Raw genomic sequence first — 26,255 nt, forward strand, 5'->3', positions numbered from 1 at the left:
GAATGAGCAGGATGAGAAATAAGATATTTTCAATAAAAAAATGGACAATTGCCAGAAGAATGATCCAATTCCTTGTTATTGCCCTTTTTTGCTCCCCCCTTTTTTTTGTTGCAGTAGAGGGTGATAATTTTTTCTTTGGTTCCCTTAGTTCTTCGACAATAGTAGGGATAGTACTGTCAGATCCCTTTGCTGCATTGCAAGTGATGATGGCTTCGAAGAAGATCCATTTTGTTTATTTGTCAGGAGCTCTAATTATTTTTATGTTTTATTTAATAGTTAGAGGCAGAGCATTTTGCAGCTGGGTCTGTCCCGTTAATACCTTATTGGAGTTTACTGAAAAACTAAGAAGATTTATGAAAGTATCAGATAAAATTTACAATCGGCATACAAAAAAATATTTGGCACTTGCCGTTTTACTATTATCATTTCTTGTAGGTGTTCCAGTTTTTGAATTATTTTCTCCTATAGGGTTTACAATGCGGAATGCCTTATTTTCTTTCGGAATGGGAATTTGGATCATAGCAGCCATTATTATATTTGAACTGCTGATTTCTAAACGTGGCTGGTGCCGATATTTCTGTCCATTAGGGGGATTTTATCAATCGTTCGGAAAAGCAGGTATTTTCAATGTGAAATTCGACCATGGTGCATGTGTCGGTTGTGATAAATGCCGTTCTGTCTGTTTTGCAGATCCAGTTATATTAGAGCCCGGTATTTTCAGGGAGAGTAAATTTGTTGTGTCAGGGGACTGTAGCCTATGTGGAGCTTGTGTTGACCATTGTCCATTTGATGCATTAAAAGTTACGGCACAGCTTCCAATGTCTCGTTATAAAGAAGATTTGCTGTTCGAAGACGAAAGGAAGGAAAGGGACAGAATAGCTAAATGGTATAATATGAATTCGTGAGCGTTTTCTACTTGGAAACCCCAAAAATTTTATTGCTTATAATGAATAAAGGAAAGCATGCTGATCCAATTGACCAGCATGCTTTTTTGCTTAACTAAAATATTCCTGCAATCGCTGCACTTAAAATAATGCAACTATAACACGAGTAGGGGACTAATTCCTAATTATTTTGCTGTAAATGAAAGTTAGGTAAGATTAGCCGCTTGAAAAGTGATACAATATATTCTGCAATCTTCTAATGACTAGGAATTTTTTTTATTTTGTTTAAACTTAAAACTAAAAAATCTGTGAGGATGAAAAATGACAAAAGAAATAAAGAGAAATATATGGACCATGCAGGCCTTCTATTTACTTACTTTTTTTGGAACTGGAAGCTTATATCCTTTATTAAGTGTGTATTTAAGTGATGTTGAACATTTAAACGGATATCAAATTGGGACAATTATGTCGATAAGCCCGATTGTCATGATTTTTTTTCAGCCTATTTGGGGGATGGTTTCTGATAAATTAAACGCACATGTCAAAATTCTTACAGCAACAACATTAATTGCAGGAATATTTGGGCTAGGATATATCGCTTTTAATGGCTATTTGTTGGTGTTTATAATAGCAACATTAGTAGCTATTTTCCAAAGCGCCATCATCCCCGTATCTGATAGCTTATCGTTAACATATACGAGTAAGGTCAAGGTAAACTATGGAAATATCCGATTGTTTGGATCCCTTGGATTTGGCATCGCAGTATTTGTTATGGGGAGATTATCTGAACTTAATCAAGAAATTATTTTTTATTCATTTTTCTTTTCTTTATTAGCAGCAAGCTTTTTTGCTGTTCGAATGCCATATGAAAAAAGTTCAAAAAAACAAAAGCTCCTTGGAGGCGTGAGGGAGATTCTTTTCAATAAAAAATTCCTTGTTTTTCTTGGAATTACTTTTTTAGTATTTGGTCCTAACCTTGCTAATAATACATATTTTGGTCTATTTATTGACGGAAGCGGAGGAACATATACTGGGATAGGCATTGCTTTTTTACTCGCCGTTTTATCTGAAGTGCCGTTTATGAAGGTAGCGGCAAGCTGGATTAATCGAATCGGTTTGCTGCAGGTTGCGACTATTGCTGGGGTTGTTTCATTAGGAAGATGGCTTCTTTATTTTGCCGAACCTGACCTTTGGATTATTTATGCTACCTCTATTTTACAAGGATTCTCGATCGGATTATTTATACCTGCAGGCCTACAGTATATTCGAGATATCACACCCGTACATATTACCGCTACTGCGATTACACTATACTCTGCGATTGGAAACGGCTTAGGAAACTGGTTCTGTACCTTTGTCGGTGGGATCATCTTTGAAGAATCTTCTATTTTTTCCGTTTACTTATTTTTTTCTATCCTTGCGGTTATCGGAATTATTTTAAGTCTATGGTTGATTAAAGAAGAGAAAGTTAGCTCAAAAATACATGCCACTAGTAATATGAATCCTTAATCTTTAAGCTCTCTATAATAAGAGAGCTTTTATTTTATTATTTATCAAACTTATTTACTTCTATTGTCCAATCTATTTGCCAAAAGTTTTTTAACTTCATTGTATGATAAACCTGAATCGCGATTAAGCCGTTTAACCTCTTCAATATCAGTCCCTACAACTGTGTATTTTTTGGTATTTTTATTCTCTATCATTGTTAAACGCTCCATTCCCTATTCGTTTCACTAAACTTTTTGAAGGTTAATTCTTCCTTAACATGAACATACTAAGTAAGAAATGAGTAAGTGCCTAAGGAACCATGTTCCTGAATAATGCTATAGTGCTTGTATTTGACAAAAAGGGGGCGAATGCTATATTTTTCAATCGAAAAAATCAAGATGACAAGCCAGAAGTAATCATGTTAGATACTGAAATATACTCATGCAGTCATGATGAATGCAATGGCTGGATGAGAAAAGAATTTGCTTCAGATGACTTAAAATGCCCTTTATGCGGGAATGATACAAATGCTGAAATGCGTGAACTCCCACAAATTGAATAAACATTTTAAGAAAAGACTGTTGAAGAGTAAGAACACAACAGTCTTTTACTTTTACAAGTTTTCATTTTGCTGGCCAATTTCATTTTCTCCAATAAGAATATTGGCAGTTTCAATTGAGTGGTGTTCGTTTAATGAATCCCCTCTATCATTGTTTTGATTCGGGTACTTCTCATCCTTGCTCATAATCCTATAATCATTGATCCCTTCGTTTGAACTTTTTTGCTTCATCAATTTTAGTTCTCCTTTCATCCTTATCAATAACATGACAATTAATGCGACGCCTTATGCATCTAAAAAAAAGAAAATCCCTCCATTTAAGAGGGACTAATATATCTAACTGTTTTAAAGCTGTTATTCCGCTTTTTTTGATAAGCACCGATCACATTCCAATAAATATGTTTCTACATGGTCTTGAACCATTTGACCACATTCGGGACATACCTTTCCTTGCACGCCTTTTAATAGTTCATTTGTCAAGTTAATCATTTAAATTTTCCTCCTTCTTATATAATACAGAATATTAAATATATAATTGTTATAGTACAGTATACACTAGAATGAATAAAATGTGTACTAAAACTAAATGGATTTTCGGTAATTAATTTACTACTTAGAAAATTCCTGATAATAAGATAAATAAACGTATTTCTGATTTTCACTTCCAACCAATGGTTATTTGGATTACAATCATACTTGTGATTAATTTTTATGCCTTAAATAAAGGGGGCTTTTTAAACATTTATGCTAGACATTTTACAATTGTTTAATCCAATGCTAATTTTTGTTGCGATGGTTCTTACATTTATCGCATCCTATACAGGTTTAGATTTATTTTCTCTTACACGTTCAACAGAAAGTAATAAAGGGTTTCTATTTTTAGGGGGGACCTTTTCACTTGGAGTAGGAATTTGGATTATGAATTTCATTGGAATGGTTGCCATAAATATGAATGGTTCAGCAACCTATCATATCCCGTTAACTGTATTATCACTTGTTTTTGGCATTGCATTTACTGGCATGTCATTTTATTGTGTTATCGATATGAAACTTAAATTTCGCCACTTATTATTAGGCAGCTTTTTTATGACGATTGCTGTTTTATCGATACATATAACCGGCATGTATGCAATGAAAATGAATATCCATTATAATCCTGTTCTATTTTCTGTATCAACACTTCTCATCTTTTGCTCATTTGTATTTTCGTATTGGATGTTATTTTATTCAAAAGGTCTTTCACGTTTTAATGAAATATGGATTATGCCTATAAGTTCACTAGTTATTACTGCAGCAATTATTGAAGGGTATTTACTGTTGCTCCGTGCATCTTCTTCGCTCAAAGCTTCAGGGACTGCTCAGCAAACGTCTAACCCTGAAACCTACCTGATTTATCTTGTCTTTTTTGTTTCGATTCTCATCTTAAGTGGATTAATTGGATCAAGAACAATTACTGGAAAGATGCTTGCTGTAAGTAACACTAATTTAAGCGATATTAAGTCAGCACTCGATGTATCATCCATTGTTACCATCACAGATCCAGAGGGGAAAATAACATATGTGAATGATAAATTTGTTGAAATCTCAAAATATGAAAAGTATGAGGTGTTGGGTAAAACTCATAATCTATTAAATTCTGGCGTTCATTCTGATCAGTTTTTCAAAGATCTATGGGATACCGTTACATCAGGGGAAATTTGGAGAGGTGAAATATGTAATCGCTCGAAGGAAGGGAAACTATATTGGGTAGAAACTACGATTGTACCATTTCTTAATAGGGAGGGAATCCCTTATCAATTCGTTTCGATTCGGTCAGATATTACTGCTTTGAAAACAACCGAAAAGCATCTAAAGGAAACATTAAAAGAAGTAAGCGATATAAAATTTGCCCTAGATCAATCCTCCATCGTTGCCTTTACCGATGAAAAAGGAATCATTACGAATGTGAATGATCGTTTTTGTGAAATTTCGAAGTATAGCAGAGAGGAAATTATCGGTCAGACACATTCTTTGCTAAATTCCATGTACCATTCGAAAGAGTTTTTTCAACAACTATGGAAGACAATCGGACAGGGAAACGTATGGAAGGGTGAAATTCAAAATAAAGCGAAGGATGGAACACTGTATTGGGTGGATACAACGATTGTCCCGTTTCTAAAAGATAACGGGAAACCTTATCAGTATTTAGCTATTCGCAATGATATTACTGAAAGAAAGAAAAACGAGGAAATCATGCACCGTCAGGACAAGCTAGCTACGGTCGGCCAACTTGCTGCTGGTGTTGCACACGAAATCCGCAATCCATTAACTTCAATGAGGGGATACACTGAGTTCCTGCAATTAGATGAAACCAATAAAGAAAGGCAAGAATATTTAGAGATCATCCTTGATGAAATCGATCGGGTAAATAATATTGTCGAAGATTTTATGATGCTTGCAAAACCAAAAGCGGTCGTACTAGAGGAAAAAAACATCATTCCTATTATTAAAACAGTTATTTCATTATTTGAGTTTGAAGCAAGAAAGAAGAATATTCATATTTACTTCGAATTTAACCAAGAGAATGTAATTGTTGATTGTGATGAAAACCGCTTGAAGCAGGTTCTCATTAATTTTATAAAAAATGGGATTGATGCGATAAATAATGGAGGAGAAATCAGAATACGTGTAAGAACGGTTGGTCACAACGTACATGTGTCCATACAGGATACGGGGAGTGGAATTCCAAAAAATAAATTAGAAAAAATTGGTGAACCATTCTTCACAACCAAAAAGAAAGGAAATGGACTTGGGTTGATGGTAAGCTTTCATATTATTGAAAGTCATAACGGTAAGGTTGATGTTGAAAGTGAGCTCAATAAAGGCACAACATTTACAATTAAATTACCCGCCAAGACGACCTAATCTAAATAAACCAAAAAGAAGGAGAGTTCCTTCCTTTTGGTTTATTATTCTTTTGAATGTCTATCTTCTTTGTCATTGTGATGAACAAAAAAACTGTGAGCTGGTTTCACGATTTTCTTGAAATTATCTTCAAACTTTTGACTGATAAAGGAAGCGCGTTCATAAACAACTGTACGGAGATTTTCAAGCTGCCGAATGATTTTCTGAGATAATGCCTCTTGCACTTCTAATCGTTCCATCACTGTTGAATGATAGACTTCCTGAACTTCGAGCTTCTTTGTAATCTCTTCATTTCGTTCCTCTTGTTTCTCTAATTGTTCCGACATCTTCGTAGATAAGGATTCATAATTAGCTATTTTACTTGTAAGTAATTCTGTTGAATAATTCTGCAATGATGCTTGATCCAAGATTGCTTGATTGATTAGATTTTCTCGTTCAATTAATTCAACGATGTGTTCGTTTCTGTTTTCAAGTTGGTCGAGGCGCTTAAGTAACAGCCTATTTTCGTCCTCCTTCTGATCAATAGACATTAATAATTGGTTAATAAGCCCATCCTGATTTTTTAATTTATTAATAAGTATATTGAAATATTCGTTTTGGTTAGCAGTGGAGATTACGATTTGATGATGAACATCTTTAATCGAATGTTCGATCCGGCTATCCAAATTTCCGTAAGCTTCTGATAATCGACGATTCACTTTCTGTTGCTGCTCAAGAATAGTTTGTAGATAATTATAGCGAAATGTTTCTTGATTGGATGTTTTATTTATTTCTTTCCTCTGAAATAGCTTTGGTTCAATATCACGATTAGAAAACATTTCCTTTCATTCACTCCTTCCTTCTCATCCCAAATAAAGCAGTACTTTTTTTATGTTATGTCTAGAGACAAGAAATGGTTGCAAAATTGGGCAGCTTACTAAAATGCATGGTGGGAGAAACCCATTTATTTTACGACTATGGTAAAATTTTGATATATTATTGTAGCCAGTAAAGTCTAACTTTAGTAGAATAGATTTGTAAAGAAGGGAAAATAGGTGTAAATGTTTTACGTAATTAGATTAAAACGGTTACACTAGTAGATGCAAAGATTTCTTTTCATTTCTGTTTTTTGTAAATTAATTATTGGGAGGATGAACGCGATTATGGCTATTTCATTATCAAAGGGACAAAAAGTTGATTTAACAAAAACAAATCCTGGACTTTCAAAAGTGATTGTAGGTCTTGGCTGGGATACAAATAAATATGATGGAGGCCAAGATTTTGACTTAGATGCAAGTGTATTCCTGCTGGATTCTAACGGCAAATGCGCTTCTGATAAAGATTTTATTTTCTATAATCAGCTTGAAGGCGGCAATGGTTCTGTTATACATACTGGTGATAACCGTACTGGCGAAGGGGACGGCGATGATGAGCAAGTGAAAGTGAACTTAAGTGCTGTTCCAGCTAATATTGAAAAAATTTCATTCGTCATTACTATTCATGATGCGGAAAGCCGTGGACAAAACTTTGGACAAGTATCAAATGCATTTGTCCGAATTGTAAATGAAGAAACAAACGGGGAAGTTATTCGCTATGACCTTGGTGAAGATTTCTCTATTGAAACAGCAGTAATTGTCGGAGAATTATATCGACACTCTGGCGAATGGAAATTCTCAGCAGTTGGATCAGGCTACCAAGGCGGCTTAGCTCGCATTGCAACAGACTTTGGTTTACAGGTGGGGTAATTTCCTAACTAATGTTATTATACAAATTGAAAAAGCCAGGTAGACATGACTCTATCTGGCTCATTCTTTAAACTAGATTTTTAGGGAGGGTTTATGATGGGAATTCAATTATCTAAAGGACAGCGAATTGACCTAACAAAAACAAATCCTGGTTTAACAAAAGCAATTATCGGACTTGGCTGGGATACAAATAAGTATCAGGGAGGTCATGATTTTGACTTAGACGCTTCTGCTTTTTTAGTCGATGCAAATAATAAATGTCAAAATGATCTCGATTTTGTTTTTTATAATAATTTACAGCATCCAAGCGGATCTGTTATTCATACAGGTGATAATCGTACAGGAGAAGGGGATGGCGATGACGAACAGCTTATCGTTGATTTCACAAAAATCCCTGCAAATATTCATCGTATTGGGATTACAGTTACGATTCATGACGCAGAACAGCGGATGCAAAACTTTGGTCAAGTATCAAATGCTTTCGTACGGTTAGTAGATGATTCGAATAATCAAGAATTATTGCGTTTTGATTTAGGAGAAGATTTCTCAATCGAAACAGCGGTTGTTGTCTGTGAATTATACCGGCATGGGAGTGATTGGAAATTCAATGCTATTGGCAGTGGGTTTTCAGGTGGTCTTGCATCCCTTTGCCGAAATTATGGACTGCAAGTGTAATTATGCGAGCGTAAAGCCTTTTCAAATATTTTTTGAAAGGGCTTTATTCATTGTTTATTGTACTATATGCGGGGAGGTATGCCATAAACTTTTAAAAAGAGTGTAAAAAAGAGGTGTGAGAGCATGACAGTTCATGTCGTGAAAAGTGGTGAATCCATATGGTCAATCGCACAGAGCTATCAGGTACCCATCTCATCAATTATAGAAACCAATCAGTTGAATCAAAATGGAACAATTATACCTGGTTTAGCACTTTATATCCCTAATAACAGTTTACCTGTAAGGTCCCAGATTATCTCACCAGGAGACACCATTAGTCGATTGGCGAACAAGTTCCAAACATCGATTCAATTGATTCTTACGGCAAATCCAGGAATTAATCCATATCAGCTCAGAATTGGCCAAAAAATAAATATCCCATCGCCACTTAAATTAATCATGGAAACACTCGGTTTTATTGTTCCATATTCTCCAAAAACCTTCCTTCCTTTTTATAATCAAATAGCTAATAATCTTACTTATTTATCAATTGTTTCCTATTCATTAACAAATGAAGGGTATGCATATATTCTCTTGAATGATACAGAACTTATTACTGAAAGCAAAAGATTAAATGTCGTCCCACTTTTAATGATTAGAAATTTTGTTAATGACGAATTTAGTCCGGGGCTTATTGGTCGAGTACTTGAAAACCCAAGTTATCGGCAAAATTTAATTAATAGTGTAATGAATTTTATTTTGGAGAAAGGGTATGGGGGAGTAAGCATTGACTTTGAATTTATCCCTCCGTCAAGAAGACAGGATTTTAATCTGTTCTTAATCGAAATGAAAAAAGCATTAGGCTCTCTCATTCTACACGTAAATGTTCATGCAAAAACAGAAGACATTCCCACGAATCGGATTGTTGGAGCATATGACTATGAAGCTATTGGGAATGCATCAGATATTGTTGCAGTGATGACGATCGATTATGGTTATCCAACTGGACCACCCAATCCTGTTTCACCTTTATGGTGGATGGAACAGGTTATCCGTTACGCAACGAGTTTAATTAATCCCCAAAAGCTGCAAATCGCCCTTCCCTTGTATGGCTACGATTGGAGGGTTTCCGATAACAAAACGAGTGCCCATTCCCTATTGGGAGCGCAAAATTTAGCGATTTCAACTGGAGCAGCCATCTATTATAATCTCCCTGCTGCAGCACCATCATTTACTTATTGGGTTGGAGAAGTGGAACATTTCGTCTGGTTTGATGATATTCGAAGTTTTCAAGAAAAATACAAGCTTATTGATCAATACGGCCTATTAGGAACAACTTATTGGCAATTAAGCCTTTCATTCCCACAAAACTGGGCATATATGAATCAAAACTTTCTAATCGAGTAGCTTTTTTAATCAATTGTTGCTAATTCATCTTCAAAATAAAACATACTCGGATTTTCTTTAATAGTATAAGAATATCTTTTCATATTTGGAATATAGCTAGACTTATTTATTGTGACTTTTTCTCCTGTTGAAATTAAAATAACAACTTCATCCGTTTCAAATTTATTCGTACGTTTCATTGTCATTCCTTCTTTCTAATTTATCTTAAGAACATCAGGGTATAAAAAAAGACGCCAATAAGGCGTCTTTTTACGTATCGCGGCGATGAACTGCACGCCACATTCGTGCATTTCCTTTGAAGGACTGTCCATCGACTTATGCAATTAGCTCATCGCATCTTTACTATAACATATATAATAAATAATAGCAATGAAGCACGTAGCATCTTTTAAGATAGGGTAAAAATAATACTTTATGAAACCTTTTAGGCTCAATTTCGTTTATTATAAAGATAAAACTTAGAATAAGATATAAGTAGGGAGATATGATGAATAGAATTCAGCCAATTTGGGAAGCAATCAGACGGTTTTGGCGTAATAAGCATATAACTAAAATATTGCTGCTCATTTTACTTACACTACTATTACTAACTATTCTCTTTTTTGCATTTATAGCAGCTACTGCAAATGTGGAAACGTTAAAAGAAGGATTAAAACAATCAACTGTTATTTATGATAAAAATGAAGAGGTAGCAAGCCATTTAGCTACGAACCGATCAGAGGGTGTTTCGATTGAGGAGTTGCCTGATTATGTTAAAAATGCGATTGTCGCCATTGAAGATGAACGTTTTTATGAGCATAATGGCTTCGATGTCAAAGGGATCGCACGTGCCTTTTTCAAAAATCTATTTGCAGGGAGAATTACTGGAGGCGGAAGTACAATTACTCAGCAGCTAACAAAGAATGCCTTGCTCTCATCTGAAAAAACATATAAACGTAAAATAGAGGAGTTGTTTTTAGCAGTTGAAATAGAAAAGAAGTATAAAAAAGATGAGATATTACAAATGTACATGAATCAAGTATATTTTGGGAGTGGAGCTTGGGGCATTGATCAAGCTTCAAATAAATATTTCAACAAAAGTGCTAAAGATTTAACAATAAGTGAATCTGCTTTGCTTGCAGGTTTATTGCAATCACCTTCTGGAAGGGACCCCTATAAGCATTATGATCGTGCGATTGAGCGTAGAGATGTTGTTCTAGGAAAAATGAAGGAACACCAAATGATATCTGATAGTGAATATGATAAGGCAATTTCTGAAAAAATAGAGTTAGAGCAAGGACAGGGCAGCTTTATTGAAAGAAAGTATCCTTATTATGTTGATGCCGTCCTTGACGAGGCCATTAATCAATACGGATTAACACAAGAAGAAATATTCACAAGAGGATATCGTATATATACAGAAATGGATCAGGATCTTCAATCCAATCTAGAAAAAATATATGAAAGAGATTCACTATTTCCGAGGGGAAAAGGCGGTGTCCTTGTTCAAAGCGGTGCCGTATTATTAGATCCTCAATCAGGCGGGGTAAGAGGGCTTGTTGGTGGAAGAGGGGATTATGTATTCCGAGGTTTTAATCGAGCTACTCATATTAAGGCACAGCCAGGTTCAACGATGAAGCCTCTTGCTGTATACACACCAGCATTAGAGGAAGGCTATCAAGCTACCTCAATCTTGAAGGATGAGCCAATGAACTTTGGCGACTACAGACCTGAAAATTCATCGAAAAAATATGGCGGAGATGTTCCAATGTATAAAGCCGTTGAAGATTCTTTAAACATCCCAGCTGTATGGCTACTTGATCAAATCGGTCTGGATAAAGGACTTGATGCGTTAAAGCGTTTTGGCATTCCACTTGAAGAGGAAGATGAATATTTAGGAATTGCCTTAGGAGGAATGCATAAAGGGATCTCCCCTATGAAACTCGCGGAGGCGTATTCAACTTTCCCAAATGAAGGCAAGCGGCACGATGCCCACCTTATTACAAAAATAGTCGGACCAACTGGCAATATCATTGCTGAAAGAAAGAAAAAAACAGTTAAAGTTACATCAAAAACTGTGTCTAAGCAAATGACCTCCATGCTATTAAATGTTGTAGAGTCAGGAACGGGTGAAGCAACAAAAATAAATGGTGTTCAAATTGCAGGAAAGACAGGGACAACACAGCTCCCATACAACGATATAAAAGGTACAAAAGATCAATGGTTTGTCGGATACACCCCGAATATCGTCGGAGCGGTATGGCTTGGTTACGATCAAACAGATCGTGAACATTATTTATCGAGCAGCACATCGAAAACAGTCGTCCCTTTATTTAGAGAAATCATTGAGCAATCCCAACCTTTTATTGAAAAAGAAGAATTCTCAACAAAATCTGTAAATGAGAAACTTGCTCAAAAGGAAGAACAAAAGGAAGTCCAACAAACGATTAAAGATTCTGCCGAAAAAATTAAGGAAGAACTGCCAAAATGGAAGGAAAAGCTAATGGATGTGGTTGAGGAGCTCGACCAGTTTGGTGATTTTCTTAAAGATAAATGGAAAAATACCTTTAATAATTAATTAAAAGGAAACAAGGTTGTCCTTATTTGATGACAACCTTGTTTCCTTTTTTGTAAAGTGGAATGATAACAAAGAGTATGATAGTATTTTGATAGCTCTTCCTATTTTATTGCTATTGATCTGCTAGCATAATGATAGCGTAATAAAAGATTCTTTTAGAAGGGGGAAAGTACGTTGAATAATGATAAACGTATTCAATTAAATGTCCGAATAGCAAATGAAACGTCAAAAAAACTTGATGAAATTGTAGAATATTATCAGCAAAATATGAAACTAGGCAGAATTTATAAAGGTGATGTACTAACTGATATTATTGAGAAATCTTATGAAGTAATGAAAAAACAGCAGAGCATAAATAAAAAATTCTAAATTCAAATTTCCTCTTCCTATTTTTCTTTATCTCATTGTCAAAATAATTAGAATTCGATACGATTTTAAATAATAAGGATGGTGATATATTGCGGACTAGAACAAGTAGAGAAACTAAGAATTTTGATAATCTTAAATTCGGGCTTACCACCATTTTTTTGCATGTATCATTTTATAGTTTAATTGTATTTATTATCATTTTTTTTATGGAGCTTTTTACTTAACAAAATTTCTGATGCAATTACTTTTAATTGAAGGATAAATAATGTTATTATTAAGGCTGATTCTTAATCAGTAGGAGATGATTACTCATGGCAAAAAAAGGATACATATTAATGCAAGGCGGAGAAAAAATCGAATTTGAACTTTACCCAGATGCAGCACCAGGAACAGTAGCTAATTTTGAAAAGCTAGCAAATGAAGGCTTCTATAATGGTCTTACTTTTCACCGCGTAATTCCTGGATTTGTTAGCCAAGGAGGCTGCCCAAATGGAACGGGTACAGGCGGCCCTGGCTACACAATTAATTGTGAAACAGAAGGCAATCCGCATAAGCACGAGGTAGGTTCATTATCAATGGCACATGCTGGAAGAAATACAGGCGGAAGCCAATTTTTTATCGTACATGAGCCACAGCCACATTTGAATGGTGTTCATACAGTGTTTGGAAAAGTTACTTCTGGAATGGATACTGTTAAAGCTATGACTAACGGAGACGTAATGGAAAAAGTCGAGGTTACAGAAGCATAATTATAAAGGAAGGAGCCAATTTTTTGGCTCTTTTTCTCTTTTTAAGAGTTTTTCAATGAAAAGGTTCCATACTAAGAAAAAAGGGGGCTGTCAAATGGGAGCAATTGAAAGAAAGGGATATCGTTTTGAGCCAGAGTTCAGTGTTGTAAGTAAGAATGGGGCCATTCATGTTACAAAAAATGGTGAGTTTATTGAAGAGGTACATTTTGAGTTTTCAGGTGAATTTCCTGAACATAATTTGATAGAAGAGCTTGTCAATCATTATTGTTTTCAACACGGGATATAACTGCAGATGTTTTATTGAGCCTATTTTTAAAGGCTCTTTTTCATTAAATGACTAGACATGATCATGCTTTTTTTGTATTCTCCATAATAAGAATAGGAAAAGAAAGGGTGTCTTTTTTGAACCCCATTAAGGATCATTTAAAGGAAAATCTTGATCTTTTATTTGTTGGCTTTAATCCAAGTATTCGGTCGGCAGAAACAGGTCATCATTTTGCCAATCCAAATAATCGATTTTGGAAGATTCTCCATGAATCAGGACTTACACCGAGGAAATATGATGCATCAGAAGACTATAAATTATTAGATCTTGGCTATGGATTAACAAATATTGTTTCTAGACCTACAAAGGCAGCAGATGAAATAACAAAGGCAGAATATCAAGAGGGTAGAGAAGAATTAAAAAAGAAAATCAGTCTATTTAAACCGAAAATCGTATGCTATGTGGGAAAAGGGGTCTATCAGGAATTCAGCCAAAAAAAATCATTGCCATGGGGAAAGCAGGAGGAAACAATCATTCCAGGTGTCATTGATTTTGTTGCCCCATCTTCGAGCGGGTTGGTACGGATGAAATTGAATGATGTTCTAGCTATATATGGAGAAATTCCCCAGCTGTTACGTGAATTAAATAATATAGAGAATTAAACAAAAGGGATGAGGAGCCAAAAGATTGGAGAACTTTACTGAAAAGGCAGTAGCCATTATTAAAAATATTCCTCCAGGCAAGGTCATGACATATGGTCAAATTGCCAAGCTAGCAGGCAGCCCAAGAGGGGCTAGACAGGTGGTTAGGATTTTGCATTCTATGAGCAAAAAACATCAATTGCCTTGGCATCGTGTTGTCAATATAAAAGGAGAAATCGGATTAAAGGATGACGAATATTTTTCTATTCAAAAGCTCTCTCTTAAAAGTGAGGGAGTGGAGTTTTCCAATAATGGAAGAATTGACCTGTCAAGATTTCTGTTTTCTCCTGAACAAAATAAATAAAAACTCATTTTATAGCCTGAAATTTACTATTTTAATAAGTATGTTTCAGGTTATTTTGTTTGAACGCTTACAATATACTATTTGAGAAGTTACGCGTATTTCCAATGTAATGTTTTCAATCTTAATGGCTATACTGATTAGCTACTAAGTTTATTTTTAAAGGGCTGATTCAATTGAGAAAAACGTTTATTCTTTCTATTAGTATCATGTTCATCATTTCAATTTGTTCAATTATCAATTCAGAGCGATCTCCAGCAAGAGCAACTGATGCCAGCATTGGGCTGGAACAGCAACTTAATCAACTCATAAATAGTGAACCTGATTTTAAAGGTGCATTAGCTGGTATTAGCGTCCGGAATGCGGCAACTGGTGAAATTCTCTATTCGCGAATGGGAGATGTCCGATTAAAGCCAGCATCCAATCTGAAGCTATTTACAGCAGCTGCGGCTCTTTCTGTATTAGGGCCGAATTATACTTTTTCAACTGAAATACTAACTGATGGTCAGGTGAAAAAAAACATACTTAATGGGAATCTGTATCTAAGGGGCAAAGGCGACCCTACATTATTAAAGTCGAATTTTGATGAAATAGCGAGGGATATTAAAGCTTTAGGGATCAAAAAAATTCAAGGCGATCTCATTGGAGATGATACTTGGTATGATGATGTACGCTATTCAAGAGATATGAATTGGAGTGACGAAACGTATTATTATGGAGCGCAAATTTCAGCATTAACTGCTTCACCTGATGAGGATTATGATGCTGGAACAGTGATTGTTGAAGTAAAGCCCGGAAATGATATTGGAAAGAAACCTTCCATTATTCTGCAGCCTAAAACTGATTATGTTGAAATCATAAATCATGCTATTACAGGAGAATCAGATGAAGAGAAGAATATTACGATCGAGCGTACGCATGGGACAAATACAATTATTGTAAAAGGGATGATTCCGAAGGATACGAAAAGCGCGAGAGAATGGGTGGCTGTTTGGGAGCCAACTTACTATGCAATAGACTTATTCAAGCAATCATTAGAAGAATACGGGATTCATGTAGATGGCAGAATAAGGACTGATTCAGCACCAATAAATGCACAAATGTTGAAAAGCTATCAATCTCAACCTTTATCTGAGTTGTTGCTTCCTTTTATGAAACTAAGCAATAATGGCCACGGAGAAACACTGATTAAAGAAATGGGGAGAGTAATTAAAGGAGAGGGAAGCTGGGAAAAAGGGCTGGAAGTGGTTGAATCGGAGATAGCTAAATTAGGGGTTCATACTGAAACAATCGAAATAAGAGATGGTTCTGGCATTTCACACATAAATCTAATTCCTCCACATGAAATAACAAGCCTTCTTTTCGCTGTCCAAAAAGAAAGATGGTTTAATCAGTTTTTTTACTCACTCCCGGTTAGCGGAGCTCCCGAAAGGATGATCGGGGGAACACTAAGAGACAGAATGTTAAACTCCCCCGCACAATGGCAGGTAAGAGCAAAAACCGGATCAATTGCTTCGGTTAGTTCACTATCCGGTTATGTGGATACAAACAGCGGGGAAAGGCTCATATTTTCAATCGTGCTAAACAATTTATTGAACGATGCAAAAGGGAAACTGATTGAGGATAAAATAGCTAATATTTTGGCTGAACTATAATTATTAAGATTCAAAGATCTACAAAAAAAGCGGCACATACAGTATGAGCCGCTCTTTTTAATTCAATTATTATGCCTTTGCAGCTTGAACATCTAAACTAATTTTTACTTTATCTCCAACTAAAACGCCGCCTGTTTCAAGAGCAGAGTTCCATGTTAAGCCATAGTCACTGCGCTTAACAGAACCTTCAACCGTAAAGCCTGCTTTTTCATTTCCCCATGGATCTTTTCCTGATCCTTCATAAGTAACTGTAAACGTTTCTGATTTTGTTACACCATGAAGTGTCAAATCTCCAGTTAAGTCATACTCATTATCACCATTGCTGACAATTTTCGTTGCCTTGAAAGTCATGGATGGGTGATTCTCCACATCAAAGAAATCTCCTGAACGAAGGTGATTGTCACGATCCTCATTACGTGTATCAATGCTTGCAAGATCAACCGTAAATTCAATGTTTGCTGTAGTTAAATCTGCAGGATTCGCTTCAATCACTGCATCAAACTTATTGAATGTTCCTTTCACGTTTGCGATCATCATATGCTTGATTGAAAAATCTACGCTGCTGTGTACTGGATCAATAGCCCATTTTGTGTTTGTCATTGTTATTTTAACCTCCATATAATTCGAATTCATTTAATTTGAATTCGAGATAATTTAATTCTAGATAAATTATATGAAAGGAATAAGCCCTTTGTCAACAACATTTTTTTATTTTTTTCAAAAAATATATAACGTTCATGTTTCTGATAGGCTAGTGATACAATAAGGAGGAATAACTAGCGATCGAAGGAGATTCAAAGAATGACGCATCTGGAGATGACTTATCGCAATGCCATTGAACAGACAAAAAACAAAATAACAGAGGATATGAATAATTATTTAGGTAAAAAAGAGGTTATGCCGACATTTGAAGACTATCTGGCTGAGAGAGTCCAGTATCTGGATCAAATTTGGACGAATATTTGGCTGAATAAAGCAACAAACAATGTACCGAAGCAAGAAAAAATAACATTTTTGAAGGAAAAGGAATTTGAAACAGACAATGTAAGCCGAAAGATTATCAATCATCTTTTTCGGACAGAAATACGGACATATAAACCTTTTGATACATACAAATGGGTACATGAAAAGTTCAATAATCAAACGGATCAATGGTCTAAGCAATATAAAAAGGCTCGTGCTGATTTTCTCCAAAAAGAGGAGGAGGACAGGCTACGCATAGAAATGATGAGACTTCAGGATAGCATGGAACAATCAATAGAAAAGATAATTGATGCAAATGAAGAGACTATATATTTGTATATCAGGGTTTTAACAGCTGAACAGTTGGCTTCAGATTTTAAAAATAGACGAAGATACGCTCCTGTTGATACTTTAGCTTTAGAAGAAAAATTAGTTGATATTGGAGAATTTGAAGAAACAGCATTTTCTACTGTATCAAATTTTTTTCACGAGCTTACTGGCGATATTCATAAAATAGTACATCATGGACGAACTTATTTTGAATACGAAACGTACTATGATCGGTACGAAAGACTGTATTCGGAGTATTTAGCAGAACTTCTCCCGAAATTGGTGGTAGAACAGCTACCTGATTCGATAGCTAATGAATACAGAAATACTTTTTCTGAAACAATTACATCATCCTTGATCGAAAGTGTACTCGAATATGCGTATGGCCCATTAGCAAATGAATTGATTGAAATCATGCAGGATGAATATATATCTGACTTGCTCATACTTTCAACTATTCCTTTTGATTTAATTGAACATCAAAAGTTATATAAAGTTGCCCTACACGATAGGGGACGGAAGCGGAGAGAAGAGCAAGAAGAAATTGAGCGTAAAAAGGAAGAAGAAAAACGGATACTAGATGATATATTTGGTCAAGAATACCGCCCAGCTATCGAACGAAATATTCGATACACCTTGCATATTGGGGAAACAAATACAGGGAAGACGCACCATGCATTAGAAAAAATGAAAGCTGCCGATAGCGGCATGTATTTAGCACCTCTTCGACTATTGGCACTAGAGGTATACGAAAAGCTGAATGGAGAAGGAACCCTTTGTTCATTAAAAACAGGAGAGGAGGAAAAGCTGGTTCCTGAAGCAAATCATATTTCGTGTACGGTTGAAATGTTCCATGAAAAAGAAAGTTTTGATTGTATTGTCATTGATGAAGCCCAAATGCTTAATGACAAAGATCGTGGATTCTCCTGGTATAAGGCCATAACGAAAGCAAATGCAAAGGAAGTACATATTATTGGGAGCTGGAGCGCGAAAGAGATGATACTTCAGCTGCTTGGAGATGCGGACATACAAATATACGAATACCACCGTGATATTCCGCTTGAAGTAGAAAAAAGGGAATTCAAAATTAATCATGTAAAAAAAGGGGACGCACTTATTTGTTTTTCCAGAAAACGCGTGCTTGAAACAGCCTCCCGACTCGAAAATGCTAAGCATTCTGTAAGCATGATTTATGGAAGCATGCCTCCTGAAACAAGGAAAAAACAAGTACAGCGATTTATACAAGGGGAAACATCCGTAATTGTTTCTACTGATGCTATCGGGATGGGATTAAACCTACCCATTCGCCGGATTGTGTTCCTTGAAAATGAAAAGTTTGATGGGATAAGAAGACGGCTGCTCACATCACAAGAGGTAAAGCAAATTGCCGGAAGAGCTGGGCGAAAGGGCATATACAATGTTGGAAAAGTAGCTTTTGTTTCAGATATTCGGACAATGAAACGATTGCTTGATTCCGAGGATAAACCGGTTCAAACCTTTTCAGTCGCTCCGACAAATGCTATTTTTGAACGATTTCAGAAATATTACCATGATCTAGGAACTTTTTTTGAGCTTTGGGAACAGTTTGATAGTCCGAATGGAACGAAGAAAGCTTCTTTATCTGAAGAAAGGGAGCTTTATCATCGAATTCGAGGAACGGAAATCGAAGCTAGATTGTCCATAACGGATCTTTATGGATTTTTGCATCTTCCTTTTTCTAAAAAAGAGCCTGATTTGATTTGGCAATGGGAGCAAACGATGTATGCAATCCTAAATAATTCTGAACTTCCTGAGCCAAGGATTAAAAGACGAAATCTGGAGGAATTAGAGCTTTCCTATAAAGCGATTGGACTGCATCTCTTGTTTTTATATCGTTTAGATCAACGAATCGAAGCATTGTACTGGGAACGGCTAAGGGAAGAAATTAGCGATCATGTACACGAAAGATTAAAGACAGATGTGAAAAAGATCGCGAAGAAATGCCGTCGATGCGGGAAGAAACTCCCTTGGGAGCATGTATTCCAAATATGTGATGAATGCCATTTGAACCAATCAAGGAGAAGATCCTGGGATTAACATAATGATCCTTTAGGAAATCACCAACAGTAGCCAATCGAATGCCATTGACTACTGTTGTGATAACATTAAATTAAAAGGTCCTTAATCTAGCCCTGTTGGATATCCAAGTCCGCCATTTCATTTACGGCTTTAATACTACTTTTATACAGTCATCCTCATGGCTATTAAAGATGTGATACCCATGACTTGCTTTATCGAGAGGGAGTTTGTGTGTGATTATATCTGTTGGATCAAATACTTTATTTTTAATCATCTCATAAAGAATAGGCATAAATGGGATTACTGGTGCTTGTCCCATTTTCAAGGTGATATTTCTTGCGAAGAATGCCCCTAAAGGAAATAAGTTATAGTTCCCCCCGTAAACACCCGTCATTTGAACTGTGCCTGCTTTTTTTACTGCCTTTGTCGCAAGTTGAATGGGCCCAAGGGTCCCTCCTTGAAGCTTAAATTTTTGTTCAAGAAATTCGAGGGGGGATTTTTTTCCATCCATTCCAACACAATCAATGACAACATCTGCACCGCCATGGGTAATTTCTTTTAAATGCTCACCCATATCAGGATATTTTGTAAATTCAAAGACCTCTACATGATTCGTTCTTTTGGCATGATGCATACGATAATCTAAATAATCCACTGCAATTACACGTTCGGCCCCTTGCATCCAGGCGAATTTTTGTGCCATCAACCCAACAGGACCACAGCCAAGGATAATAACAGTATCTCCTTTCTTGACCCCGCCGTGGATGACACTCCAATATGCTGTCGGAAGTACGTCAGATAAAAAAAGCAATGATTCATCTTCTAATTCGCACGATTCTGGAATTACAAATGGAGTGTAATTTCCAAAAGGGACTCTTAAGTACTCCGCTTGCCCTCCAGGATAGTTTCCGTATTTTTCTGAATAGCCAAAATATCCCCCTGAATCATAATATGGATTTGAATTGTCACACTGGCTAGTTAAATCCTGTTTACAGTAAACACAATGACCACAAGCCACGTTAAAGGGGATAACCACTCGATCCCCTTTTTTCACCTTTGTTACTTCTGATCCAACTTCATCCACGATCCCCATTGGTTCATGACCGATGACATAACCTGGAGGCAATGGCATATTTCCTTGATATAAATGTAAATCTGATCCGCAAATAGCAGTTGAAGTAATTTTAACGATAATATCATCATTCTTTTCAATTGCCGGTTCCTCTACGTTGTCAATTAAAATATTTTTCGGACCATGGTAGGTTACAGCTTTCATTTACAAACACTCCAGTCAAATAATATAACTATCTTCCATATAGTATTCTCCTGTCATCTCTGCTTACTCTTTAAAATATCGATCCATTTAATGAATAATAATTTCATTCAATCGCAAAATAACAATGATTTTTTATTATGAGGAGGAGACCTATGCAATTCCAAAACCAGCAAAGCCAAGGCCAAATGCATCAAAATATGCATACAGGTATGGTTAATCAGCAATTAAATCATGGCGGGCATGAAGTATTTGATGTTCATGAAGTATTATCCGGTACTATCGGAACGTTAGATTTGTATACATTGCTGCGCCCACATGTAAAGGATCCAGAGCTGCTAAATATACTCGATAGACAAACGCAATATATGAAAACTGAGTACAATACAACAGTGGACTGTTTTACAACCGGACAAGACCCCGCTAATCGAATGCAGCCTTACAATATGACGCAAGGAAATGATTTCATATACGGATTAAAGCCGTCCCAGCCGAAAAAACCTTTACAATCTGCTGCAGAGCTTACGGATGAATGCATTTCCAGCTATATGCTCGGTTCGCTTAAAGCAGGTGCAGGTTCAAAGGCAATGGCGGCATTAGAGATAACGAATCCTGTTGTCCGAAGAGTGATTGCCGATTCGATTCCAAATTGCATTGAAATGGCTTATGAATTAGCTGTATATCAAAATAAACATCATTATTATCAAGTACCTCAGCTTGCAGAGCAGGATATGGAGCAATTAGTCAATTCCTTTGCACCTGCTCCAATGAATGGACAGATGCAAAATCCCAATCCCGCTCACTAAACGTTCAGGCGATCCCAAACCATGGGGTCGCCTTTGTTTTCTAGCTTCTATTTATGAAATAAAATTTGCTATTTTAAAGGAAAACAAGCAAAATAATAAAATAGGAATTATGGAAAGTAGGGGTCTTTTTGCCTGATTTTTTAACATTAGGAATATCAGCGAGTGTTTCAAAGGCATTACAGAAAGGAAAAATTGTTAAACCAACTCCCATACAAGAAAAGGCGATACCGTCTATTTTAAATGGGAGTGATCTCATAGCCCAATCCCAAACAGGAACTGGTAAAACACTTGCCTTTGTTTTACCTATTTTAGAAAAAGTAAATCGAGATACGGAGTTCATACAAGCTTTAATCGTTACGCCTACCAGAGAACTCGCCATACAAATCACTGACGAAATTGAAAAGCTTGTTACACATATGAATGGAATAAATGTCTTAGCGGTATATGGCGGGCAAGATGTAGACAAGCAGTTAAAAAAATTAAAGAAAAATATTCAGATTGTGGTTGGTACTCCTGGCCGCCTATTGGACCATATTAGAAGAGAAACGATCCAACTGAATCAAGCTTCCTTTCTAATATTAGATGAAGCTGATCAAATGCTTCATATTGGTTTTTTAGATGAAGTGGAAGAAATTATCAATCAAATGCCGAATTCTAGACAAACGCTGTTATTTTCAGCTACCATTCCAGATGAAATCAAAAGATTAGCAAGGAGGCATATGAAGGAGCCCGAATATCTTCAAATTGAAAAAACACAGGGTCCAGCAGTCAATGTGAAACAGGTTGCCGTTCATACAATTGACCGGGCTAAGCAAAATACTCTTATTCATTTCATTGAAACTCACCGTCCATATCTTGCTGTTATTTTTTGCCGAACTAAACGGAGAGTATCCAAGCTCTATGAGGTGCTAAAATCGAAAGGGTTTGCTTGTGATGAATTACATGGCGATCTCTCACAGGCAAAGAGAGAACAAGTAATGAAACGATTTCGTGAGGCAGAATTCCAATTGCTTATTGCAACAGATGTTGCTGCAAGAGGGCTTGATATTGATGGGGTCACACATGTGTTTAATTATGATATCCCACAGGATGCAGAGAGCTATGTACATAGGATTGGGAGAACAGGAAGAGCTGGGATGAAGGGACTTGCTATCACATTTTATTCATCTGCCGATCGACCAGCACTTGATCTAATTGAAAAAGAGCTTCGTATTTCGATTCAAAAGCAAACTGGCAAAATAGAGAAAATAGGGAAAGAAAACAAAAACGACGGTAAACATCAGGCAAAGACGAACAGTCGAACAAAAGCAAATCCGTCTAACAAAGTTCTCAAACCACTGAAAAAAAATGCCAAACAAAAAGAGGAACGAAGAACAAATAGTAAACAGAAAACGGCTACTAGCTTCAACGGTCGGAATAAAACATCAAAAGGAAATGGAAGACCAAGTCGAAGCAAAAATAAAAGAGCACGATAAAGAGGTGGAAACATGCTTCATACAAAAATTAAAAATTATTTTTCTGATGAAAAAACATCAGCCTTTAAAGAAGAAATCGAATATGCAAGGAAACATCAAATGATCGATGAAACAAAGACAATAAAAGAAATGGATCCTGTCTCCCGTTTTGATGATGCATACATAGAACGGAGCGATAAAGAAACAGAGGAGTTTCTCGGAGAAGAATCAGCAAACTTCTTAAAGCGGCCTATTCATTATTTAACAAAACATTTGAATGAATTTATCTATATTCAATCAGACTGTTTTCCAATGATTCATACGGAATCGATTTGTTTAGAAGTAGATGATATCTTTCGTACATATGAAGTCATGCTTGGTTTAAAGCTTCAAAAAAAATATGAAAAAATAATCAAAGCATACTTAGAGCAAGAATTAAGAGGAGAAATAAAAGTAAGTTTACTATTTAACCAGACTGATGGATTATGGGATTTGAACTTCGCATTAAATAATATAAATGGATTCAACGAAGACTTAACTTTCGGTGAAGTCCTTGTTCTTGTATACCGATTCCTTTTCAAATTGGCGGAAACGGTTGAAGAAAATAAATAAAGGGAGTTGTATAACATGTTCAAACATACTAGAAAATGGATTGTCTTTGCTTTATTTTTCCTTCTATGTATAACAATTTCAACAAGTGCAATTGCCTCGAATGGTGAAAATAATGAAGATAGTATTAATGAAAAGTTTGGCTTGCCAGTTGTTGTATATGGTTCTGCCTTAACCCCTTCACAGAAGGAAGAAGTCCGCACATTATTAGGGGTTAAAGATCCAAAAATGGTGAAAGAATTAACGGTAAGCGGGGAAGATTTAGAACGATATATTAAGGGAAACAAGCATTCTAATATGTATTCGTCAGCAAAAATTACACTGAAGGATTCAGGATCTGGCCTCTATATTAATCAAGTGACACCAGAAAATATCACAGCGGTTTCCGATGAAATGTATGCAAATGCGCTTTTAACAGCGGGAATTCAGGATGCAGTCGTTGATGTAGCGTCACCAGTTAAGGTAAGCGGTCATTCCGCTCTTGTCGGAATCTATAAAGCATATGACGAGGGAGAAGGAACTGAACTAAATACAGAACATACAGAAGTAGCCAATGAAGAGCTTAGCCTTGCATCGAAATTGGCACAGCAGGAAGGGCTCGATAAAGACAAAATTTCCGAGCTCTTAACGGAAATTAAGAAAGAAATCGCTGCCCAAAATCCTGCTACAAAAGAGGATATTGAAAAGATTATTAATGAGCAATTAAAGACACTTGAAATCAAATTAAGTCCTGAGGATCGTCAGCTTCTCATCGATCTATTTGAAAAAATGCGCAGTCTGAATATCAACTTCGACAATGTAAAATCGCAGCTAGAAAGCCTATCTAAAGACATTCAAAGCCGGATTGAGGAAGCGGTTGGCGATAAAGGCTTCCTGCAGGCGATTGGGGATTTCTTTAAAAATTTAATCGAAGGAATTAAAAGTCTTTTTTCTTAAAGCAGGGCATCCCCTGCTTTTTTATTTTTCTAACGCTGGAAATTTTATAGGCGTATGCAAGGAATACTTATCCCGATAAGAACGATAAGCAACAATCTGCTCATTTTGATCATGTACATCCACCTGTAATATCGATGAATCTTTCAATTCTAGATAATAATGGATCCCGCGCAATTCCATTTTGTAAAAAGAAAACTGTAAACCTAAATAATTCTTTTTGTTTAGTTTGCTATCGGGGTGATTCTTAATAAAATCAGCAATTTCCTTTACTGAAGCAGATGTTGTACCCGTCATATCATAGAATCTTTCTTTCATTTTGGCATTCGCTTGATTGTATGTCACCTTGGCTTTATGAATCATATTATCCACTAGGTTTTTCATTTGATTACTCCTCACTTTTTCGTAATATTCCTTCTCATAACATGACATTTATCATGGATTAGGCATGACACGTGTGTCTTCAAATTCAGTCCGGTCATCTATAGTATTATCATTAAAATGACGGAAGGATACAATGAATATGACCAAACAAAAACAAATGCATTTAAAAAAGCAAATGGCTCCATATGAAAAATCGAATACTAGGGAAAGTGTTTGGCAGCTGATAAACACCATTCTACCTTTTATTGCTCTCTGGTTTATGGCATATAAAAGCTTAACCGTTTCCTATATTTTGACACTTATTATTGCTGTTGTAGCTGCGGGATTTTTAGTAAGGATATTTATAATTTTCCATGATTGCTGTCACCATTCTTTCTTTAAAAACCGAATGGCCAACAAAATTATCGGGACAATTACTGGGATTATCACCATTTTCCCGTACAGTCAATGGCAGCATGATCATTCGGTCCACCATGCAACAAGCAGCAATTTAGATAAGCGTGGAGTTGGCGATATTTGGATGCTTACAGTGGATGAATACATGGCAGCATCTTCATGGCAAAAAATTGCCTACCGTTTGTATCGCAATCCAATCATTATGTTTGGTCTTGGACCTATTTATGTTTTCCTAATTAAAAATCGATTTAACAGAAAAGGCGCACGAACAAAAGAGCGGATGAATACGTATTTGACAAATATATCAATTGTCGCCTTATACGGCATGCTATGCTGGGGAATAGGTTGGGAAGCCTTTCTTCTCGTTCAATTACCGATCTTCTTAATTTCAGGTGCAGCAGGAATATGGCTTTTTTATGTACAGCATACTTTTGAAGATTCCTATTTCGAGGAAGACGCAGAATGGGAATATGTAAAAGCAGCTGTGGAAGGAAGCTCATTCTATAAACTCCCAAAACCATTGCAATGGATTACAGGAAATATTGGCTATCACCATGTTCATCATTTAAGCCCTAGAGTGCCAAATTACAAACTTGAAGCAGCACATAATAATACAAAACCATTACAAAATGTTCCAACCATCACGCTAAGTACAAGCTTGCAATCACTTAAGTTCCATCTATGGGATGAAAAAGGTAAAAAATTTGTTACGTATAAAGAAATCACTGCTTATCTCAAAAATTCGAAAAAAAGCGAGATAGCTGCTAGATTTAAGTAGTACAATATAGGTGGGGCTACTCTAAAGTGGATTCCACCTATTTTTTTGAATTTA

Annotated in this window: 28 protein-coding genes; 20 read left to right on the plus strand and 8 right to left on the minus strand. The window is 36.0% G+C overall.

The window, feature by feature from the left end:
* Positions 1–11 precede the first annotated feature (11 nt).
* Both RUH74_RS05840 and RUH74_RS05845 read left to right on the plus strand, forming a co-directional pair.
* A complete protein-coding gene (locus tag RUH74_RS05840; RefSeq protein ID WP_313799329.1) occupies positions 12–905 on the plus strand; it encodes a NapH/MauN family ferredoxin-type protein in 894 nt (297 codons plus the stop codon).
* Between the two features lie 300 nt (positions 906–1,205).
* Positions 1,206–2,393: an MFS transporter gene (locus RUH74_RS05845; protein ID WP_313799330.1), complete on the plus strand. Its 1,188-nt coding sequence runs from the start codon at positions 1,206–1,208 to the stop codon at positions 2,391–2,393.
* 50 nt (positions 2,394–2,443) lie between these two features.
* On the opposite strand, the gene RUH74_RS05850 is transcribed toward RUH74_RS05845, so the two are convergent.
* Positions 2,444–2,587 (minus strand): hypothetical protein, encoded by a 144-nt coding sequence (locus RUH74_RS05850; protein ID WP_313799331.1) that lies wholly within the window; start codon positions 2,585–2,587, stop codon positions 2,444–2,446.
* Positions 2,588–2,691: 104 nt separating this feature from the next.
* Between RUH74_RS05850 and RUH74_RS05855 the strand changes: the two genes are divergently transcribed.
* Positions 2,692–2,934, plus strand: a complete 243-nt coding sequence (locus RUH74_RS05855; protein ID WP_313799332.1) for a cold-inducible protein YdjO-related protein — start codon at positions 2,692–2,694, stop codon at positions 2,932–2,934.
* 51 nt (positions 2,935–2,985) lie between these two features.
* On the opposite strand, the gene RUH74_RS05860 is transcribed toward RUH74_RS05855, so the two are convergent.
* On the minus strand, positions 2,986–3,165 hold the full coding sequence (locus RUH74_RS05860; RefSeq protein ID WP_313799389.1) for a hypothetical protein: 180 nt from the start codon (positions 3,163–3,165) through the stop codon (positions 2,986–2,988).
* Positions 3,166–3,285: 120 nt separating this feature from the next.
* Positions 3,286–3,420 (minus strand): protein YhfH, encoded by a 135-nt coding sequence (yhfH, locus tag RUH74_RS05865; RefSeq protein ID WP_313799333.1) that lies wholly within the window; start codon positions 3,418–3,420, stop codon positions 3,286–3,288.
* Positions 3,421–3,675: 255 nt separating this feature from the next.
* On the opposite strand from yhfH, the gene RUH74_RS05870 reads away from it, so the two are divergent.
* The gene (locus tag RUH74_RS05870) at positions 3,676–5,835 is read left to right on the plus strand and encodes a PAS domain S-box protein (protein ID WP_313799334.1); all 2,160 of its coding nucleotides are present in this window, start codon (positions 3,676–3,678) and stop codon (positions 5,833–5,835) included.
* Between the two features lie 44 nt (positions 5,836–5,879).
* Here the strand turns inward: RUH74_RS05870 and RUH74_RS05875 are convergent, their stop codons facing one another.
* Positions 5,880–6,653, minus strand: coding sequence for a hypothetical protein (locus RUH74_RS05875; protein WP_313799335.1), 774 nt, complete (start codon positions 6,651–6,653; stop codon positions 5,880–5,882).
* Positions 6,654–6,977: 324 nt separating this feature from the next.
* On the opposite strand from RUH74_RS05875, the gene RUH74_RS05880 reads away from it, so the two are divergent.
* From RUH74_RS05880 to RUH74_RS05890, 3 genes are all read left to right on the plus strand, one after another.
* Complete coding sequence (locus RUH74_RS05880; protein ID WP_313799383.1) at positions 6,978–7,559, plus strand: TerD family protein; 582 nt, start codon at positions 6,978–6,980, stop codon at positions 7,557–7,559.
* A gap of 96 nt (positions 7,560–7,655) precedes the next feature.
* The gene (locus RUH74_RS05885; protein WP_313799384.1) at positions 7,656–8,234 is read left to right on the plus strand and encodes a TerD family protein; all 579 of its coding nucleotides are present in this window, start codon (positions 7,656–7,658) and stop codon (positions 8,232–8,234) included.
* Positions 8,235–8,357: 123 nt separating this feature from the next.
* Entirely contained in the window at positions 8,358–9,620 is a 1,263-nt protein-coding gene (locus tag RUH74_RS05890) for a glycosyl hydrolase family 18 protein (RefSeq protein ID WP_313799336.1), read from the plus strand.
* 5 nt (positions 9,621–9,625) lie between these two features.
* Here the strand turns inward: RUH74_RS05890 and RUH74_RS05895 are convergent, their stop codons facing one another.
* Positions 9,626–9,799, minus strand: coding sequence for a hypothetical protein (locus tag RUH74_RS05895; protein ID WP_313799337.1), 174 nt, complete (start codon positions 9,797–9,799; stop codon positions 9,626–9,628).
* Positions 9,800–10,107: 308 nt separating this feature from the next.
* On the opposite strand from RUH74_RS05895, the gene RUH74_RS05900 reads away from it, so the two are divergent.
* The 7 genes from RUH74_RS05900 to dacB all read left to right on the plus strand — a co-directional run bounded on the left by RUH74_RS05900 (position 10,108) and on the right by dacB (position 16,217).
* Positions 10,108–12,177: a transglycosylase domain-containing protein gene (locus RUH74_RS05900; protein WP_313799385.1), complete on the plus strand. Its 2,070-nt coding sequence runs from the start codon at positions 10,108–10,110 to the stop codon at positions 12,175–12,177.
* Between the two features lie 174 nt (positions 12,178–12,351).
* Entirely contained in the window at positions 12,352–12,546 is a 195-nt protein-coding gene (locus tag RUH74_RS05905; RefSeq protein ID WP_313799338.1) for a hypothetical protein, read from the plus strand.
* A gap of 311 nt (positions 12,547–12,857) precedes the next feature.
* On the plus strand, positions 12,858–13,295 hold the full coding sequence (locus RUH74_RS05910; protein WP_313799339.1) for a peptidylprolyl isomerase: 438 nt from the start codon (positions 12,858–12,860) through the stop codon (positions 13,293–13,295).
* Between the two features lie 94 nt (positions 13,296–13,389).
* Positions 13,390–13,581, plus strand: a complete 192-nt coding sequence (locus tag RUH74_RS05915) for a YbxH family protein (protein WP_313799340.1) — start codon at positions 13,390–13,392, stop codon at positions 13,579–13,581.
* A 116-nt stretch (positions 13,582–13,697) separates the two neighbouring features.
* Complete coding sequence (locus tag RUH74_RS05920; RefSeq protein WP_313799341.1) at positions 13,698–14,222, plus strand: mismatch-specific DNA-glycosylase; 525 nt, start codon at positions 13,698–13,700, stop codon at positions 14,220–14,222.
* A gap of 25 nt (positions 14,223–14,247) precedes the next feature.
* Positions 14,248–14,565 (plus strand): MGMT family protein, encoded by a 318-nt coding sequence (locus tag RUH74_RS05925; protein WP_313799342.1) that lies wholly within the window; start codon positions 14,248–14,250, stop codon positions 14,563–14,565.
* Positions 14,566–14,738: 173 nt separating this feature from the next.
* The gene (dacB, locus tag RUH74_RS05930; protein ID WP_313799343.1) at positions 14,739–16,217 is read left to right on the plus strand and encodes a D-alanyl-D-alanine carboxypeptidase/D-alanyl-D-alanine endopeptidase; all 1,479 of its coding nucleotides are present in this window, start codon (positions 14,739–14,741) and stop codon (positions 16,215–16,217) included.
* 69 nt (positions 16,218–16,286) lie between these two features.
* On the opposite strand, the gene RUH74_RS05935 is transcribed toward dacB, so the two are convergent.
* A complete protein-coding gene (locus tag RUH74_RS05935; RefSeq protein WP_313799344.1) occupies positions 16,287–16,817 on the minus strand; it encodes a YceI family protein in 531 nt (176 codons plus the stop codon).
* Between the two features lie 201 nt (positions 16,818–17,018).
* Between RUH74_RS05935 and RUH74_RS05940 the strand changes: the two genes are divergently transcribed.
* Positions 17,019–19,586, plus strand: a complete 2,568-nt coding sequence (locus RUH74_RS05940; RefSeq protein WP_313799345.1) for a helicase-related protein — start codon at positions 17,019–17,021, stop codon at positions 19,584–19,586.
* A gap of 124 nt (positions 19,587–19,710) precedes the next feature.
* Here RUH74_RS05940 and RUH74_RS05945 read toward each other — a convergent pair whose 3' ends face one another.
* Positions 19,711–20,844: a zinc-dependent alcohol dehydrogenase gene (locus tag RUH74_RS05945; protein ID WP_313799346.1), complete on the minus strand. Its 1,134-nt coding sequence runs from the start codon at positions 20,842–20,844 to the stop codon at positions 19,711–19,713.
* Between the two features lie 152 nt (positions 20,845–20,996).
* On the opposite strand from RUH74_RS05945, the gene RUH74_RS05950 reads away from it, so the two are divergent.
* From RUH74_RS05950 to RUH74_RS05965, 4 genes are all read left to right on the plus strand, one after another.
* Complete coding sequence (locus RUH74_RS05950) at positions 20,997–21,647, plus strand: spore coat protein (RefSeq protein WP_313799347.1); 651 nt, start codon at positions 20,997–20,999, stop codon at positions 21,645–21,647.
* A 128-nt stretch (positions 21,648–21,775) separates the two neighbouring features.
* Positions 21,776–23,122 carry a DEAD/DEAH box helicase gene (locus tag RUH74_RS05955; RefSeq protein WP_313799348.1) on the plus strand — a complete coding sequence of 449 codons (1,347 nt, stop codon included), beginning with the start codon at positions 21,776–21,778 and terminating at the stop codon, positions 23,120–23,122.
* Positions 23,123–23,134: 12 nt separating this feature from the next.
* The gene (locus RUH74_RS05960; protein WP_313799349.1) at positions 23,135–23,713 is read left to right on the plus strand and encodes a branched-chain amino acid aminotransferase; all 579 of its coding nucleotides are present in this window, start codon (positions 23,135–23,137) and stop codon (positions 23,711–23,713) included.
* 15 nt (positions 23,714–23,728) lie between these two features.
* Positions 23,729–24,646, plus strand: coding sequence for a DUF1002 domain-containing protein (locus RUH74_RS05965; RefSeq protein WP_313799350.1), 918 nt, complete (start codon positions 23,729–23,731; stop codon positions 24,644–24,646).
* 21 nt (positions 24,647–24,667) lie between these two features.
* On the opposite strand, the gene RUH74_RS05970 is transcribed toward RUH74_RS05965, so the two are convergent.
* Positions 24,668–25,027, minus strand: coding sequence for a hypothetical protein (locus RUH74_RS05970; protein WP_313799351.1), 360 nt, complete (start codon positions 25,025–25,027; stop codon positions 24,668–24,670).
* 139 nt (positions 25,028–25,166) lie between these two features.
* Here RUH74_RS05970 and desA point away from each other — a divergent pair, with 139 nt between their 5' ends.
* Positions 25,167–26,201, plus strand: coding sequence for a Delta(5) desaturase DesA (gene desA / locus RUH74_RS05975; protein WP_313799352.1), 1,035 nt, complete (start codon positions 25,167–25,169; stop codon positions 26,199–26,201).
* Positions 26,202–26,255 lie beyond the last annotated feature (54 nt).

The organism is Cytobacillus sp., assembly GCF_032154635.1.
In the GTDB taxonomy this organism is placed as follows: Bacteria; Bacillota; Bacilli; order Bacillales; family Cytobacillaceae; genus Cytobacillus.